The organism is Providencia sp. PROV189, assembly GCF_028480065.1.
Taxonomy (GTDB): domain Bacteria; phylum Pseudomonadota; class Gammaproteobacteria; order Enterobacterales; family Enterobacteriaceae; genus Providencia; species Providencia stuartii.
On sequence record NZ_JAMPOG010000004.1, the window covers coordinates 189090 to 205825 of the forward strand.

The 16736-nt window shown below is 39.7% G+C and carries 17 protein-coding genes; 4 read left to right on the top strand and 13 right to left on the bottom strand.

Annotated features, from left to right (window positions below; all coding sequences use genetic code 11):
- Positions 1-43 precede the first annotated feature (43 nt).
- From PR833_RS03205 to PR833_RS03260, 12 genes are all read right to left on the bottom strand, one after another.
- Positions 44-589 carry a fimbrial protein gene (locus PR833_RS03205; protein ID WP_014657790.1) on the bottom strand — a complete coding sequence of 182 codons (546 nt, stop codon included), beginning with the start codon at positions 587-589 and terminating at the stop codon, positions 44-46.
- A 9-nt stretch (positions 590-598) separates the two neighbouring features.
- Entirely contained in the window at positions 599-1135 is a 537-nt protein-coding gene (locus PR833_RS03210) for a fimbrial protein (protein ID WP_004917896.1), read from the bottom strand.
- Positions 1132-1635 carry a fimbrial protein gene (locus tag PR833_RS03215; protein ID WP_272525875.1) on the bottom strand — a complete coding sequence of 168 codons (504 nt, stop codon included), beginning with the start codon at positions 1633-1635 and terminating at the stop codon, positions 1132-1134. The genes PR833_RS03210 and PR833_RS03215 overlap by 4 nt, the downstream gene beginning before the upstream one ends.
- A gap of 11 nt (positions 1636-1646) precedes the next feature.
- Complete coding sequence (locus tag PR833_RS03220; RefSeq protein ID WP_004917893.1) at positions 1647-2258, bottom strand: fimbrial protein; 612 nt, start codon at positions 2256-2258, stop codon at positions 1647-1649.
- A 32-nt stretch (positions 2259-2290) separates the two neighbouring features.
- A complete protein-coding gene (locus tag PR833_RS03225; protein ID WP_272525876.1) occupies positions 2291-3040 on the bottom strand; it encodes a fimbria/pilus periplasmic chaperone in 750 nt (249 codons plus the stop codon).
- A 79-nt stretch (positions 3041-3119) separates the two neighbouring features.
- The gene (locus PR833_RS03230; RefSeq protein WP_088498616.1) at positions 3120-5618 is read right to left on the bottom strand and encodes an outer membrane usher protein; all 2499 of its coding nucleotides are present in this window, start codon (positions 5616-5618) and stop codon (positions 3120-3122) included.
- Between the two features lie 37 nt (positions 5619-5655).
- A complete protein-coding gene (locus tag PR833_RS03235; RefSeq protein ID WP_004917888.1) occupies positions 5656-6186 on the bottom strand; it encodes a fimbrial protein in 531 nt (176 codons plus the stop codon).
- A 45-nt stretch (positions 6187-6231) separates the two neighbouring features.
- On the bottom strand, positions 6232-6747 hold the full coding sequence (locus PR833_RS03240) for a fimbrial protein (protein WP_014657784.1): 516 nt from the start codon (positions 6745-6747) through the stop codon (positions 6232-6234).
- 141 nt (positions 6748-6888) lie between these two features.
- A complete protein-coding gene (locus PR833_RS03245) occupies positions 6889-7215 on the bottom strand; it encodes a helix-turn-helix domain-containing protein (protein WP_004917882.1) in 327 nt (108 codons plus the stop codon).
- A 982-nt stretch (positions 7216-8197) separates the two neighbouring features.
- On the bottom strand, positions 8198-9796 hold the full coding sequence (locus PR833_RS03250; RefSeq protein WP_014657783.1) for an ABC-F family ATPase: 1599 nt from the start codon (positions 9794-9796) through the stop codon (positions 8198-8200).
- A 354-nt stretch (positions 9797-10150) separates the two neighbouring features.
- Entirely contained in the window at positions 10151-10609 is a 459-nt protein-coding gene (locus PR833_RS03255) for a GNAT family N-acetyltransferase (protein ID WP_004917876.1), read from the bottom strand.
- A gap of 17 nt (positions 10610-10626) precedes the next feature.
- Positions 10627-11202 carry a TIGR00730 family Rossman fold protein gene (locus tag PR833_RS03260; RefSeq protein WP_004917874.1) on the bottom strand — a complete coding sequence of 192 codons (576 nt, stop codon included), beginning with the start codon at positions 11200-11202 and terminating at the stop codon, positions 10627-10629.
- A 363-nt stretch (positions 11203-11565) separates the two neighbouring features.
- Between PR833_RS03260 and rhtA the strand changes: the two genes are divergently transcribed.
- Complete coding sequence (rhtA, locus tag PR833_RS03265; protein ID WP_036943544.1) at positions 11566-12453, top strand: threonine/homoserine exporter RhtA; 888 nt, start codon at positions 11566-11568, stop codon at positions 12451-12453.
- Between the two features lie 289 nt (positions 12454-12742).
- A complete protein-coding gene (gene dps / locus PR833_RS03270; RefSeq protein WP_036943542.1) occupies positions 12743-13246 on the top strand; it encodes a DNA starvation/stationary phase protection protein Dps in 504 nt (167 codons plus the stop codon).
- 91 nt (positions 13247-13337) lie between these two features.
- Here dps and dinG read toward each other — a convergent pair whose 3' ends face one another.
- Positions 13338-15446, bottom strand: coding sequence for an ATP-dependent DNA helicase DinG (gene dinG / locus PR833_RS03275; protein ID WP_014657781.1), 2109 nt, complete (start codon positions 15444-15446; stop codon positions 13338-13340).
- A 241-nt stretch (positions 15447-15687) separates the two neighbouring features.
- On the opposite strand from dinG, the gene PR833_RS03280 reads away from it, so the two are divergent.
- Together PR833_RS03280 and sseA are read left to right on the top strand one after the other, a co-directional pair.
- Positions 15688-15849 (top strand): hypothetical protein, encoded by a 162-nt coding sequence (locus tag PR833_RS03280; protein WP_014657780.1) that lies wholly within the window; start codon positions 15688-15690, stop codon positions 15847-15849.
- Between the two features lie 27 nt (positions 15850-15876).
- Positions 15877-16716 carry a 3-mercaptopyruvate sulfurtransferase gene (gene sseA, locus PR833_RS03285; protein ID WP_272525877.1) on the top strand — a complete coding sequence of 280 codons (840 nt, stop codon included), beginning with the start codon at positions 15877-15879 and terminating at the stop codon, positions 16714-16716.
- Positions 16717-16736: the final 20 nt, after the last annotated feature.

The following is a 16736-nucleotide window of genomic DNA, read 5'->3' on the forward strand; positions in this document are numbered from 1 at the left end:
TTTAAACTGAATTATTGACCCGTTGAAGACATATTTCAGCCACTTATTGGTAGCTTAGGGTGTATGTCATGGTGGCAGAAAAATTACCGGGTTTGATGCTGTTATTGGCAATCGCTCCCGCTTTTCCTTGAAGATAAGCACGTAATCGGATCGTCATGGCACCATTTTTTATCGGCTGTGATGGATAAGATACTCCACTCGTCGGATTCAATGGGAGTTTCACACCACTTAACGTTTCAATACCGATTGCGGCTCCCGATGCCTCACTATTGGCATCAAACTCTAAAAGCCCATCCGGCGTGGCGTTGCCATTAAAAATAGTCGTTACTGAATTTGCAATTGAAGCGTCACAATCTTTCAATTGAAGCTCAAATTCCTTACTTAAGATCCTGCTGTTTGAGTACAACTCTTTCGTTGAGATACTATTGAACTCAACAGAAAAGTTCTCAAATTCAGGCACAATTTCGCAGGGTTCTGCTACCAATGTGCCGCCATATGTCACTTGGCTACTATTTGTGGCAGCATATAAATTTGCAGAAAGCGCCCCCACCAACGAACTTACCCCTAAAAAAATACCCATATGCTTCATTTTTCCTCCTTAGGGGTACTGCAATGCAATGGTTGCAATCGCTTCAAAAGGGCCTTCCTGTAAGTTCACTTGTGGATCCTTTACAGGTACGGCATAGAAATTCAGTGCCGTAAAGCCATTACTAGGCAAATTAAAGGTGAAGTGGCTATTTGGTGCCACAACACTTCCATTTTCATTTCGATATAAACGTACACCGAGACCTGTTACATCGGCTTGTAACGCATTGGCATCAAAACCATTCGCAGCATCACCGCTATAAGACAGTGCTAAAGATGAAGGTCGTGACGTATAACTTCGACAATCTATATTTACGGTAAAAGGCCGTTGATGGTCGATACCGTTAATTTTATTGATACCTATGTCTTGGAAATCAATCTGTATTGATTGATTAATTCCTTTATCGCTATAAACATCACAAGGGGGATTTTCAAGTAATGTTCCTTTAAATTTCACATCCACGGTATTGGCTAATGCAGGCGACATATAAGCGCCTATCATAAAGGCAAACATGGGCTTTATTAGACGCCTGTTTTGTTTGCTCATCATAGGTACTCCACACTTAATGTGCCTGATGCATTGAATACCCCAGCATTCACCGCCCCCCCATTTTTTAATACAGGGACTGCGGTTAATTTAGGTAATGTGTTAAAGTAGAAATCAACCCAACGTCCTGGCTCAGTTGCCGTGCCATCAACGCGAATTTCTAACCCCAAATCACTCTCTGATGTTTCAAGATACTGGGTGTTAAAACTGGCTGGCGTTCCACTAAATTTGAGTTTCAATGCTGGATTATTCGCAGAGCCATCACAAGCTAATGTGTAAGGGATCGACGTTTCATAACGCTGTCCATCAATATCCTTAATAACCATGTCAGGGAAATCAACAGTGATAATTTGGTTTTGATTAACGGTACAGGTTTGCTGTAATACTTTGACTTTAATCCTTAAAGTATAAATATCCGCACTAGTATTGGTACTCACTAATAAAATGCTACTGAGCACTAGGCTACGCAAACACCTCACCCGATGAATAAACGATTTTTTCATTATCACTGCTCCTATTCATAGAGCATCTGGAATGAGATCACCGCATGGTATGCTCCAGCGATTAAGAGTGATCCCGTCCTAACCGGTGTAATCGTGTAGGTCAGTTGACGTTGGCCAGAGGGTAATAACACAGGGTGACTCTCTTCCCCTAAAGACAAAACCGTACCTGACGCATTACTTAGCTGTAACCCAAACCCTTTTGCCCCCTCGACTAAAGCCAAATTAGGCATTTCATTTGTTGATGGTGCTACAAAGCGTATTTTTACCGCTGGCTGAGAGTGACTCCACGCTGTTTGTCCTGTTTTTTCATCAAGTAATGATGTTGGATGAGAAATACAATCTAATAGCTCTATTTGAAAAGGAACCGCCCGCCCTTTTGCCCCAATACGATTAAGTTGCGCAGTTTCAAAATTACCCATATCAATAGATTGGTATTCAGATGTCATCGCTAAGCGGCACGGACTTTCCGATAAAGAACCACGAACATACAACACGCCTTGTTGACCATCGACATCCCAATTATTCGCTGAATTATATAGCTGAGTATTTTCATTCATTGCCCATCCCAATGGCGCCCCTATTAGCAGCGTCCAAAAGATAGCCAATCGCTTATGTAAAGTCATTTATCTACCCTCTTTCATAGGCACCATTAGCCTTATTTCTCTGCTGCATCTGGATCAACATGGCACGTACTTCCTTGACAACTGAAAGTGAGATTAGGGCGACCACCATAGTCATTAACATAAGTCAGCACTGGCGTATTACCGAGTTGATGACTATTCACGCCAAGATTTTGCTCACTAAAAGGGGCTAGCATAATCGGCTTAAAATCTTTAATTGGTGCAGACTGATTACTTTCACCAGCTTCAATAACGGTGACATAATAAGGCGTTGGATTATTTATCGTTACGCTATTCCCCTCTTTTAATAAGGTTAATTTTTGTTGCCAAGGAACGGTATTTGGTCCGCTAATAATGGCTTTTGGCCTATAAAAAAGTTTGACCCGTGTTTGTAGTGCAATTTGTAATGTATTGGGTTTATCACTTTTAGGCGGAATTTCCCGTAAGTTGAAATAAAACAACGACTCTCTATCTTGTGGTAATGAATTGATAGCAGGTAATGCTTCAATTTTTACTTGGCTTGATTTCGCAGGCTCAATACGTTGAATAGGCAGTAACACAATTAATGGAGAGGTGATTTTTTCTCCTTTTTCATTTTCTATCCAACCTTGAGCTAAATACGGAAGTTGTTTGTTATTATTAGCGACATTTAACGATACCGATTTCTGCATTCCCTCAAAAATGATACGCGTTCGGTCCATTGAAATAGCCGCTAATACATTGGTGCTGGATAACACGAAACTGGCTAACCCAACCCCTGCAATAAATTTGGTGTTTAGTTTCATTTAATCGTTACCTTCCTATGTAGTACCTAATGTGGTTTATCAATGATTGTTCTGGGTATTTAAGCTATATGCATGACAGCTATACACGGCACGGCAATAACAATGCGTGTTCACTATTTTGAAGTGGCTCAGGGAAGGTGATTTGACATTGAGCATCACCACCCCACTGCACACTCATCACTTCATTTGCGTTGATCCCACTAACGTAAGCGCTTCCTGAATCACCGACGATGCCGACTTCTTGCCCTTTTTGATTAAAGATTTGAGCCCCAAATGGTGGGAAAGAATGATCTGCCAAACGGATCTCCACCATTCTCTTTTGCCCTGATATGACAGAGAATTTGCGGTAACCAACAGCACCTTCTGTCAAAGTGGCTTGAACAACAGATTGTTGAGCGTCAACATCATTAGGCAACGCATTGAGATCGATACTGGCTTTATTGCGATAATAGCTACTGAGCTCAGTCACTACCGCTTTACCAAATCGGTTTGACGTTATCGGGCTGCCATAACCTTTGATAGGAACATCAGAAATACCATCAGTATCAACTAATAGACGCGTTCCTCCCATCGAACTCATACGATGGAAAGCACCGCCATTTGGTGTTAGTGTTAAACCACCATTAAAAGAAGCTCCCACTGCGCTATATTGCCCACGCATATAGCTAGCATTAGCTGTAATGCGCGAAAGATCGCCTTGATGAGTCACGAACGCACTACTTGATAGCCCCTTACGCGTATTCCCTACACTCAATTGATAGCTATTACGTTCATCAGTGCTGTTGTAATACGTCATACGATTGGTTGTATCGTGACGGTTAGTATCGAGCGAGTAGCCGATTTGTACGCCACTGCCCCATGGAATATTCACCGATAAATAACCGCTATCGTCATGGCTCTCTTGGTAAATACTACGATTTGCCGAAACCGTTAGACTGACGTTTTTAATCGTTCCAATATCAAAATATTTGGAAAACATAACGCTGTAATAATCATTATCAGGACGATCCCAGAAGGTTTGATGATTATAATTGAGGTAAACAGATGCGCCTGCGTCACTAAAATTCTTGCTCATCGATACGGTGTATTGCTCCTTACTACTGCCGTAACGTTCACCATATTGCCTAGCACTTAGATAGTCAGACATAGTCATATAGTTGCGATCAGAAAAACGGTAGCCCGCAAATTGAATTTGACTGTCGATCGCTTCGAAACGTTTGGAGTAATTCACACGATATGAGCCACCATGTATGCGCTCTTCACTCGGTAATTTAGAAATCGAGTGCGTAATATCTCCTGAAATAGCCCCCCAACTGAGCAAATCACGTCCTAGGCCTAATGAGAGTGCATTATAATTTTGGCTATTTAGCGTTCCACTGAACAAAGACCAGCCATTAGTCACCCCCCATGAAAACTCCCCTGTGGCAAAGCTATCACCTTGGCTATGTCGATCGATATCCGTTGGCTGCCCTAAAGCTAACTTATATTGCACTTGTCCCGGACGCGTTAAGAAAGGTAGACTTGCCGTATCTACTTGGAACTGTTGCGTCGAACCATCTTGCTCTTTTACAGTGACATCAAGCTTGCCGGAAACCGCATCACTCAAATCTTGAATACGAAATGGGCCAGGTGCGACCTGTGTCTCGTAAATAGTGCGTCCTTGTTGGCTAATCATCACTGTCGCGTTGGTTTGTGCGATCCCTGTTACCTCTGGCGCATAACCACGTAAGATCGGTGGCATCATATTGATATCCGAGCGCAAGCTACCACCAATAAAGCGGAAACTATCAAAAATATTTGACTGTAAGTAATCCTCACCCAGTGTTAGTTTTGACTGTAATGATGGAATTGCACGATAGGTATAAAAGCGGTTCCAACGAAAATCGTTATTCGTTTTTACGTATGACTGAGTATTATAATCTAAACGGCTTTGCCACTCTGCACGCCAGCGCCAAGCACCTGTATTGATGCCGACAAGCCCGTTACCATTTAGTGCATAAATATCGTTACCATCATTGTAAGAATGATTGGCTGTCGCGTTTAAATTGTAATCCAACATTATTGCTGGAATACCTTCATCCCAACGAGAAGGTGGATCCCAATTAGGTGCACTATATTCTAAATAAGCCTGAGGAACGCTTACATTTAAAGAAGATGTTGAAAAATCCCCAGTAATTGACATCCCTGCTAAGCTATTAGGATCCACACATTGATTATCGTTCCACCATGCCAGTGAATTATAAGCGTCTTTCGTTAACCCCAACTTTTGTGTTTCTACGGGTGAAAGACAGGGTTCACTTCCTTTTGGATCATTTTTAGGCGTAATAAATTTAACGGGTATTTCTGATAATTCATCGCCATTCACTCTGAGAGTCAAAGAATAGCTACCCGGTATAATATAGTTGGCGCGGGAAAAATGATTTAAATTAATATTTTTTTTATCTTCAACATCTAACACATCCGTGTTAAATTCAATATCATTATGAGCAATAGAGTTTATTGGGTATATATTTAACGCAACTGAAATATATAAACAAACCATATTTGGCCGATAGGAAACCAATTTATATGAATACATATAAGCATCCCTAATTAAATAATTTCATCAATGATTTTTAATAATATTCAAGTTTGAATCGAATCGCAGAGTAATAAGACCCTGATTGTAATGGTTTGGTATTGGAGACTAATCTCACATGATAATCCAATCTCATTGATGGTGGAGTAATATCTATTTTTGATACTGGCCTACCGGGAATAATATTTATATCGCTCGAATTTCTTAAAGATAACCCCACACCCTGAGCATCGCCAAAAATTGAAAAAATATTATCTTCAGATGGACCATCAAAAGTTAATTCAACTGCATTCCATAATTGATTCTGGCTGTTATGTCTTATTAAATTGCAATTAATAAGATGAATTGAAAAACTTTTTTCCGGACCTTTGCCATCTTGTTTAATTAAACTTATAGGAATCGTTCCTAAATCAATAGATTGTTCTTTCGAGCCTGTCGCGATTGCACATGCTGCATCTGTAATTTCTCCTTGAATAGTTAACAACCCTGTTTCTTCATCAGCATGTGCAAATGAAAGGACTCCAGAAATCAAGAAGGCCATAGTGGTATAATACATATTTTCTTTCATACTGAAGTCCTATGTTCAAAATTAAATATCAATACTTTTCAAGTATTATTTGTACTCTAATAAGAAATTAGATACTGCGGTAAAATCACCAGGAACAATCGCTTGGCCACTTAATCCTTGTAAATAAGCAGAAAAGTTCAGTGTATTTCGACCTGTTAGTAGGTTTTGGTTAGTGACCGATGAGCCATCGAATTTCACTTTTTCACCATTCATGCCTATAACCACAACACCTGCACCTGATGCTGAACCTTGTATCGCTAACATATCGCTATCAGTACCAATTGCACCGCCAGTAAAAGAAACATCAACTGTTTTCAGTGTGCTAACATCACAATCAACTAATTGAATATTAAAATTTTGTGCAGTAGATTTACCACCATCCGCTAATGAAGCATTGGAGATTTTACCCATTGGTACAATTTGGCTAGCAGTGTCAGCACTGATACCGCATGGAGCATCAATGATTTCACCTTGAAAAGATACCGTGCCACTTCCTGCGGCAAAAACGGATGAACTCATTACCCCGGAAATTAATGCTGCTAAAATAATTTTTTTACTCATAACTGCCTCTATAAAATAAGATAATAGATACCCATTATAATAAGGGGTATTGTTTCGTTTTATTTCCCATTGAGAAAATAAACATAATATCCAATATGGATATTATGTTTATTCTTACATATGATTTTAAATAAAAAGAATTTATATAACTAAAAAGTCATTCCTACTGGCATTATTAATATCTAATATATAAATATCACTTAACTTCATTTCTTCTAATATATATTGAATTAAGATTTCATAACTAATATCTAGCGCTAATATAAAATTAAATAGCGTATCGACACTAATATGATTAATTCCCCTTTCATATCTCGAGATTTGTTGTTGAGAGATATTTAATTTAACTGCAATTTCATATCCAGATAATCCCTTTTCTCTTCTTGCTCTTTTCATGGAGGCACCAACTATCTTTGTAATAGACTTACCATCATTGGTGCTAGAATAATTAAATTTTTCTATATGCATATAGCGTCTCCACTCCTGATATTTAAGACTAATACTTACTACTTCCTTTTGTCGCGATAATTATACGAATTTAATTTATTATTTAAATACCTGTGAAAATCTCACTTTATCTAAATATAAAAAAAACCATCAATACAAAAAAATAATCTCATTTGATTACAATGAGTTATGATAATCTAATTTTGATGATCTTTATTGGAAGATGATAATCACCACAATTACTCACTTCTGGTGATTTTATGACGATATATATTATAAAAATAAGGCATATTTTTGGTCATTTAAGTTATAACTGCTCAACAATTAACCATCAAATTATGAGTAAAAAGTCAATTGTAAATCATGTACATCTATTTACTCATTTTTTAACTACTTCTTATTAAAATACAATAACATGTTAATATCGACTTAATTTATAGGGATATAAGACATTGAAAAGATATTTTATACAAATAAATTAAATTAATAAATTAATGACAATGGCTCTGAGGCTATTTCCTAATACAGCACATGTTTTATATTGAGATCACCATATATCGCTTAATATTGAGTTATATAAACTTAATGATATCTCTCAGAGGAGCCACTACCTCTAGCACTCGCTACCAAAGTAGAAAGTTACATTATGTGGTCACAGGCCATTAAAACTGCTCGCGGGAAATGTTTAGTGAAAACGATATTGTCAGTTGGGTTAAGCTGAATGCGTATTACTTGAGGAAATGCGTTTTTGAGTATTTCGTAATGGTGAGCCGAAAATAACCCTAGCGGCACTGAATGTCATTTTCGGTTGACGAAACCACATGAAGACGCCAAAACGGGTCGAGGGCTTGCTGCAAATTTCACTAATTTTTTAATATTACCTACTTTATTGGGTAATTTAACCTATCTAAAACAGGTAACGATGCCATTTAAATTGCAGGTTCAGTCATCTCAGACCTAGCTTAAAGCTAGGTCTTCCATTGACTATCTGACGCCAGTAAACTTATTCAATCACACCTTGGCTCTTCAAATATTCATCATAAGTTCCTTTGAAATCAATGACTTTATCTTCTTTGATTTCTAAGATACGACTTGCTAATGAACTGACAAATTCACGGTCGTGAGAGACAAAAATCAATGTGCCTTTATAAAGCTCTAAGGCTAGGTTTAAGGACTCAATAGATTCCATATCCAAGTGGTTGGTAGGTTCATCCATAATTAAAATATTTGGTTGTTGCATCATTAGCTTACCAAATAACATGCGACCCTGCTCCCCCCCCGACAGTACTGATACTTTTTTCTTGATGTCATCTTGAGTGAAGAGTAAGCGTCCTAAAACACTGCGAACCGCTTGTTCATCATCGCCTTCACTTTTCCACTGACTCATCCAGTCAAAAACGGTCAGATCTGTTTCGAAGTCTTCTGCATGATCTTGTGCATAATAACCAATAGCACTATTTTCAGACCACTTAACCGTACCACTCTTAGGAGGAAGTTCGCCAACGAGTGTTTTCAAAAATGTGGTTTTACCGATACCGTTCGCACCGATAACCGCCATTTTTTCCCCTACTTCAAGTAATAAATTTAAGTTTTTAAACAGCGGAGCTTGATCATAACCATTCGTCACCCCTTCCAACTCAAGGGCATTACGGAATAATTTTTTCTCTTGTTCAAAACGAATGAATGGGTTTTGACGGCTAGAAGCTTTAACTTCCTCAAGCTGAATTTTATCAATTTGACGTGCTCGAGAAGTGGCCTGTTTTGATTTTGAAGCATTCGCACTAAAGCGACTCACAAAGGATTGCAATTCGGCAATTTGCGCTTTTTTCTTCGCATTATCCGCAAGCAGGCGCTCTCTGGCTTGTGTTGCAGCAATCATATACTCATCATAGTTACCCGTGAACAAACGCAATTCACCGTAATCTAAGTCAGCCATATGCGTGCAAACCGTATTCAGGAAGTGCCTATCATGGGAAATAATGACCATAGTGCAATTACGATCGTTCAACACTTGCTCTAACCAACGAATAGTATCAATATCCAAGTTGTTGGTTGGTTCATCGAGTAACAAAATATCGGGATCTGAGAACAGTGCTTGAGCCAACAGTACCCGTAATTTCCAACCTGGAGCGACTTCACTCATCGGGCCGTAATGCTGCTCGACAGGAATGCCCACACCAAGTAACAGTTCACCCGCACGAGCTTCCGCACTGTAGCCATCCATTTCACCGTAAGCGACTTCAAGATCAGCAACGCGGTAGCCATCTTCCTCACTCATTTCAGGAAGTGCGTAAATACGGTCGCGCTCTTGTTTTACATTCCATAGCTCAACATGCCCCATAATGACAGTATCGAGCACTGTGTATTCTTCGAAGGCAAATTGATCCTGACGGAGTTTACCAATGCGCTCATTAGGGTCAGTGGTACTCACATTCCCCGCAGTTGGTATAAGATCGCCCCCTAATATCTTCATAAATGTCGATTTACCGGCGCCATTTGCCCCGATTAAACCATAACGGTTCCCTGTTCCGAATTTAACGGAAATATTTTCAAACAGCGGCTTACTGCCAAACTGCATAGTGATATTGCTTGTCTGTAACACTTCTATGCCTTTAATTTACGATGTCGAGGATACCCAACCAAATAGCGGCGCATTATGCCACAATCATTCGCTTAGATCTTGTACTGATTGCATCACCTAGATGAATAGTAATCCATTCAGCCCTGTATATAATCAAACGAGGTAAGCATTTATCGGTTATGCCACAATATACCAATACTTATTATTGCTATTATGGCAATATAATAAATGGAATTAAAAAGTCGTATGATGAACTTTAAGTTCTAAATAAAAATATTGTTCGCTAAGGCAACTTAATATCGCGATAATAAAAGATAAAATTTATTTATAATGTCGTGATGGCCTAATATTTATTATTAGACCATCAATGGTATTTTATAACTTAATTCCCATGGTACGCGTGATTTCTGTTAACCCCTCTCTCTCATAAAACTTAATTGCCTTATGGTTTTGTGCTAACACAGTAAGCTCTAAATGGCTTAATTGATTGTCTTTTGCCCATGTTTTCATTTGCTCAATTAATTGATGCCCCACTTTTTGGCCTCTCAACTCGGGAGATACGACAAGGTCAAAAATATAGGCAAATTGCCGAGGAACCATACAATTATAAGGCGGTGCCGTTTGCTTTTGAGCAATGCAAAAGCCTTTAACTTGCCCATCATATTCCGCCACGAGCAAATGAAAGTTTTCATCACTGATGGTATTTTCAACAAAATCTCTCATCTGTTTAGCAGGCTGCATTCTTTCACTATCAAGCGCTGCCATTTCAGTAAATAACAGCTCATAGAGAGACAGCACAGCTTCAATATCGTGTTTTACTGCACAGCGGATCATAAATACCTCACCGAAGTTTAATCATAAGTTTTAACCGATGGCGCAAGATAGGTTTCAAAACGATCGAGTAGTGCTGCTGGATCATTTTCAACTATCGCCATATGGCGATATTTTTCCTGTAAAAAAGCCTCATCAGCCATTTTGTTCGTCATATCAATTAGTGGCTGCCAATAGTTATTAATATTAAATAGCCCACAAGGCTTAGTGTGTAGCCCTATTTGACTCCAAGTGAACACCTCACTAAATTCCTCAAGAGTGCCGTAACCTCCAGGTAGAGCAACAAAGCCATCGGCAAGCTCAATCATCTTACTTTTACGTTGATGCATCGTGTCAACTTTATACAATTTAGTCAGATTTTTATGAGAAATTTCACGCTCTTCAAGTAGTGAAGGAATAACTCCAATTGCTTGACCACCTTGAGATAAAATAGTGTCGGCCACCGTGCCCATAATACCAACGCTTGCCCCACCATAAACTAAAGTAATATTGCGCTTGACCATTTCTTCTGCAAATTTAATCGCCTGTTGCTTATAAACTTCATTAGCTCCCATGCTGGAACCACAATAAACGGCAATACTGTTAATTTTTCTCATTTTTTCCTCGTTTTTATCGTGTTTTTATGGAAAATAATTATACGTTACATAAGGATAAGCTCAACACACATTCTCATCCCGCCCTCATCAACATATAAAACTCTGTCTAAAATTAATTAAAGCGCCTACACATGGGGTATATAGTCAACAAAATAAATATTAAATGCTATGTTTTATCGTGCTCTCTATTTTATAAATACATATTATCCATGTTAAATTTATGTCATAATCACCGCTTATGTTATGTACCTGAGTTGTTAATAGTCAGCACGTACATTTTCTTTGTCAAAATTTTCTTTTATTGAAGAATAATCAGCCATTTTTTTGCTGATTTTATTACGTATTTCTGAGGTTCAACGATCCATGTCTGCCGATACTAAAAAGAGTGCCTTTCCTCTATTACCCGTGGGATTGCTATTACTGGCAATGACCTCAATTCAGAGCGGAGCATCTCTAGCTAAAACACTGTTTCCTGTTATCGGTGCACCAGGAGTGACTGGGCTACGCTTATTGCTTGCGACCATTATTTTATTTGTCATTTTTAAACCTTGGCGATTAAAGTTTAGGCGAAACTCTCTTATTCCCCTGTTAACTTATGGTCTTTCTTTGGGGACCATGAACTATTTGTTTTATTTATCCTTAGAACGAATTCCACTTGGGATCGCGGTAGCACTTGAGTTTACAGGGCCACTGGCTGTCGCAATGTTTTCATCCCGCCGCCCCATTGACTTTTTATGGATAGCGTTGGTCATCGTTGGGCTGCTCTTTTTATTGCCTATCGGTGATGATATTAATGGCCTAGATCTTGTCGGTGCCTTATATGCCCTGGGTGCGGGCGTTTGTTGGGGGATCTATATTATTTTTGGCCAACGGGCTGGCGCAGGTTATGGTGCCGCAACCGTAGCAATAGGCTCCTTTATTTCAACCCTGATCTTTTTCCCTATTGGGTTAATGCAGACAGGTGTTGAGGTCATGTTTGACCCTGCTATTTTGCCGTTGGCGTTGGCTGTTGCTGTTCTCTCTACAGCCTTTCCTTATACCTTAGAGATGATAGCGCTTACCCGACTTCCAGCAAAAACCTTCGGGACTTTGATGAGCCTTGAACCTTGTATGGGGGCATTCCTTGGAATTGTCTTCCTCCAAGAGCATTTAACCGTTACTCAATGGTTAGCACTATTATGTATTGTTTGTGCCTCAATAGGCTCAACATCCACAGCACGCCCTAAAACAAAAATAGAAGAGGTTTCTTAAATAAATAGAGGAAGAAATTTCTTTATTATTTAATTTATATAAAGGTTAATAAAGTTAACAACATTTTCTTTATTAACCTTATTTATTGTAAACTTTCTTTAATATCATTGAAATATTAGCTTATTAATCCTATAGTAATATTTATTAAGCGTTTATTTAATTATAAGCCGTTATCAATTTTACCTATCAAAGTAATAGAATATTGCATTATGACAAGTTGGTTCTGTTGTTTTATATTAATTAACAGAAACAGATTATTGAATAATTAATTACTTATAAGGGGAAGATTATGAGTACAGCTAAATTAGTAAAAGCACCTCAAGCAAATCTTTTATATACCCGCAATGATGTTGAGGATAGCGTTAAATTAGAGTCTATCAATATTTTGAATGTTATGGTCATCCATTTTACTGATCTTTCTTTAATGACCAAACAAGCACATTGGAATATGCGCGGTCGTAACTTTATTGCCGTACATGAAATGCTAGATGGCTTCCGTACCACTTTAGTTGAGCATCTTGATGAATTTGCTGAGCGTGCTGTACAACTTGGTGGAATTGCAATTGGTACGACTCAGCAAGTCAATAAATTTACATCGTTAGAAGCTTATCCAATTGATATCCACGATGTTCAAGATCATCTAAAAGCATTAGCAGACCGTTATGCGGTTGTGGCTAACGATATTCGTAAAGCTATCGATGAAGTCGAAGATGAGGATACCGCGGATATGTTTACTGCGGCATCACGCGACCTCGATAAGTTCTTATGGTTCTTAGAAGCTAATATTGAGTAATGTCGATAAAAATAGTCAACGTTGATTGACCTCTTGGCCACACTAATGTGTGGCCTTATTGTTATTATTACTATTAAGAAAGACGTTAACGTTACGTACCGCTTGGCATAGCCGGCCGTTCAATCGGGAACACGGGTAATGCGTTCAGCAACCGCTTACCATAATTTTTGGTGATCAATCGATTATCATAGATAACAATCTCACCATAGCATTCATGGCTACGGATCAACCTTCCTGCTTGTTGAATCAAATTAAATGATGCACTTGGTAAACTTTGTACTTCAAACGGATAACGTTTAAGCGATTTTAACCATTCACCTTCAGTAATAATCACGGGGTTAGTCACCGGTGGAAAAGCGATTTTATGGATATGTACCTGTGTTAAATACTCACCTTTTAAATCAAGCCCCTCCGCAAATGACTGCAACCCTATCAGTACACTGGTTAACCCTTTATTGATCCTGTCACAATGGGTTTCAACTAACCGATAACGCGGCTGATCCCCTTGCACTAACAATTGTAGGCGTAAATCTTTTACATGTTCCAGAAACCCTTCCATCGCTCGCTGGCTACTAAACAACACTAGCATACCTCGATGAGTACCTTTTTCTAATTGATGCCGGAAATACGTTGCCATCTCCGCTAAATGCAGCTCTTCATTCGAGATAGTTGGTTCGTACTTCATTTGAGGAATAATCAGTTTTCCCTGTTCAATATGATTAAAGGGTGAAGACAGCGTCACAAAACGGTCATCACTTTTTTCTGATAACCCACTCAATTCTTGAAAACGAGAGTAGCTATTAAGTGAGCGTAACGTCGCTGATGTGATCACGATGTGTGGCACATTGCGCCATAATAGCTGCTGTAATTGCTCACTAACCCGTATCCCAGCACAGTGCAGAAATAAACGAGACTGGTTTTTCTCATAACGACGGCTAAGCCATTTCGAAATTGGCGCTCCTGATGTTTGGTCAATTGACGCTAACCGCCATAATTTCGCCATATTTTCAAAATAGCCCATTGCTCGGCTAGTTAATAGAATAGAGCGATGTAAGCGAACAATATCCTGTTTAGCCGTTTGCTCGGTTAAATCATTGAGAATTGATTCCGCTAACCCTCTTAGCCCGTCGGTCAGTTTGAAAAGTTCTTGGCAACATAGCTGCATTGCCTCAGGCAACAGCCCCATCGGAAATAAGTACTCATTATCCTTTGAGGTTTCTGGTAATAATGCGTTGGTTAGTAGCGAAAAATCACGAAATGCTTCTCTTAACTTTTCCGCGTGCTGCTGTAACCGCTCTGGGTTCGCTAATTTTGGCGGCTTGGCTGGCCTAAACTGAGCGAGATATTGCCCCACATGATGAAGAAAATTATCCACCTGTGCTGTTAATTGAACGAGTGTGATCTCGCCTTCCACTTCCAACGCATCCCTTGCTACGTCAGGCACATGATGCCCCTCATCCAGTACTAAAAGGAGTTTTTTAGGATCAGGTAATACCGATTCACTTTCCATTGCCGCCATCACCAGCGCATGGTTTGCAACCACCACATCCGCATCTTCAATTTCCCGCCGAGCAATAAAAAAGGGACAACGCTGATAAAATTGGCAATTACGGCCTAAGCAGTTCATTTTGTCAGTGCTGACCTTACGCCATAAGCTATCGCTAAAAGCACGCTTATGGTGATCCCGTAAGCCATCCCATGCAAAACTATGAAAATCATTACGTAGCTGCTGGCAAATCGCTCTCTCTTCACTGTTTGCGATTTCGGTTTTATCTTCCACCAGCAACATTAAGTCAATTTGTTCGCCTTCTGCGGCACAGATTGCTTCCAGATTGCGTGGACACACATAGCGTGCTCGCCCAAAAGCCCCTGTATATTTAAGATCAGGAATAATTTTACTGAGTAAAGGCAGATCCTTACTGAATATTTGATCTTGTAATGCAACATTCGCAGTACTGACAACCAATGTTTTGCCTTCTTCTCGGCCAACAGCAATACCCGGTATCAAATAAGATAATGTTTTACCAACCCCTGTAGGAGCCTCAATAACCAAATGCCGCCCTTCTTCGTCCGCCAAATTTTTAGCAACTTCAGCAATCATTTGGCGCTGAGGCGCGCGGGATACGAACCCGTCAATGTGCTGTGATAACCCTTTGTACCATTGGGTTATATGTTCTTTCATTTTATTTGACAGGGACATAGGCTCACTGCTGTTCACATTAGAAGATATAGGATAACCAAGTAGGTCAATAACATCGAATTAAACAATATATGCTTACGAAGGCGCTCGCAAAAACTACTGTTTAAAAAACCATTATGCCATAAAATTGGGAACAGGTTGGCAAATTCCGGATCCATCCGCACAAAAAAGAGTATTTAACTTGTCTGCAACAAACATCGGGTTATACTTTGGGTTTATTTCTTCAATTCAGGCTATAAAAATGAAAAAGGTTGTTATCGCGCTTTGCGCACTCTGCGCATTCGGCTCCATCGGTGGAATTGTCTTAGCTGGCATGAATATTTATACACGCTCAACGACACCTATTGAGCAGAGTCAGGCACAGCAACCCTCAATTATACCTTCAGCGGGTCAGGTTCAATAATATTTACATTCAGGATGAAGATAATTTATGTATGACGCTTATTTTGTAACACCCGAATGGTTACATGACCATTTGTCTGACTCTAACCTTATCGTACTAGATGCTTCATCTCCGCCCCCAACAGCACCCTATGATTGCCGACAACGTTGGTTAGAAGAGCATATTCCAAGCGCACAGTTTTTTGATCAAGATAAGGTTGCTGATACTCGAATCCCCCTGCCTCATATGCTGCCTGATGCTGAAACTTTTAGCCGTGCGGTCGGTGAAATGGGAATTAACAATAACACTCAGGTTATTATTTACGCCCAGAATAATTTATTCTCAGCACCACGTGCGTGGTGGACATTCACCACAATGGGCCATAAAAATGTCAAAATTCTCGCGGGTGGCATTGAAGCATGGAAAGCACTCGGTTTCCAAACTGAATCCGGTGAGGTCACGCCGCCAGCCCCACAGCACTATACCGCTCAGCGCCACGGTGACAACGCATTAAATCAAACACAAATGCTTAACCTCGTAGAACAGGGAAAAGTACAAATTATTGATGCTCGTGCCGCGGCACGTTTCTTAGCGCAAGCACCTGAGCCTCGCCCAGGGCTACGTATGGGCCATATCCCCGGTAGTAAAAACATGCCTTGGGATCAATTAGTTGAAAATGGTGAATTTAAATCACCGGCCCAACTTAAAGCCCTATTTGCAGAGCAAGGTATTGATATTCATGCCCCTTCCGTCACAACGTGTGGCTCTGGTATGACGGCGGCTGTGGTGCTCATGGCTCTGACTCTATTAGGCAACACAAATGTTAAGCTATATGATGGCTCTTGGGCAGAATGGGGCCAAGACAATGGGTTACCTATAGAGTCTTAATTATTCATCTAATCAAAAGA

Coding starts and splice junctions, on each gene's coding strand:
- PR833_RS03205 (WP_014657790.1), bottom strand. CDS start 589: ATGAAGCATATGGGTATTTTTTTAGGGGTAAGTTCGTTGGTGGGGGCG.
- PR833_RS03210 (WP_004917896.1), bottom strand. CDS start 1,135: ATGATGAGCAAACAAAACAGGCGTCTAATAAAGCCCATGTTTGCCTTT.
- PR833_RS03215 (WP_272525875.1), bottom strand. CDS start 1,635: ATGAAAAAATCGTTTATTCATCGGGTGAGGTGTTTGCGTAGCCTAGTG.
- PR833_RS03220 (WP_004917893.1), bottom strand. CDS start 2,258: ATGACTTTACATAAGCGATTGGCTATCTTTTGGACGCTGCTAATAGGG.
- PR833_RS03225 (WP_272525876.1), bottom strand. CDS start 3,040: ATGAAACTAAACACCAAATTTATTGCAGGGGTTGGGTTAGCCAGTTTC.
- PR833_RS03230 (WP_088498616.1), bottom strand. CDS start 5,618: ATGTATTCATATAAATTGGTTTCCTATCGGCCAAATATGGTTTGTTTA.
- PR833_RS03235 (WP_004917888.1), bottom strand. CDS start 6,186: ATGAAAGAAAATATGTATTATACCACTATGGCCTTCTTGATTTCTGGA.
- PR833_RS03240 (WP_014657784.1), bottom strand. CDS start 6,747: ATGAGTAAAAAAATTATTTTAGCAGCATTAATTTCCGGGGTAATGAGT.
- PR833_RS03245 (WP_004917882.1), bottom strand. CDS start 7,215: ATGCATATAGAAAAATTTAATTATTCTAGCACCAATGATGGTAAGTCT.
- PR833_RS03255 (WP_004917876.1), bottom strand. CDS start 10,609: ATGATCCGCTGTGCAGTAAAACACGATATTGAAGCTGTGCTGTCTCTC.
- PR833_RS03260 (WP_004917874.1), bottom strand. CDS start 11,202: ATGAGAAAAATTAACAGTATTGCCGTTTATTGTGGTTCCAGCATGGGA.
- rhtA (WP_036943544.1), top strand. CDS start 11,566: ATGTCTGCCGATACTAAAAAGAGTGCCTTTCCTCTATTACCCGTGGGA.
- dps (WP_036943542.1), top strand. CDS start 12,743: ATGAGTACAGCTAAATTAGTAAAAGCACCTCAAGCAAATCTTTTATAT.
- dinG (WP_014657781.1), bottom strand. CDS start 15,446: ATGTCCCTGTCAAATAAAATGAAAGAACATATAACCCAATGGTACAAA.
- PR833_RS03280 (WP_014657780.1), top strand. CDS start 15,688: ATGAAAAAGGTTGTTATCGCGCTTTGCGCACTCTGCGCATTCGGCTCC.
- sseA (WP_272525877.1), top strand. CDS start 15,877: ATGTATGACGCTTATTTTGTAACACCCGAATGGTTACATGACCATTTG.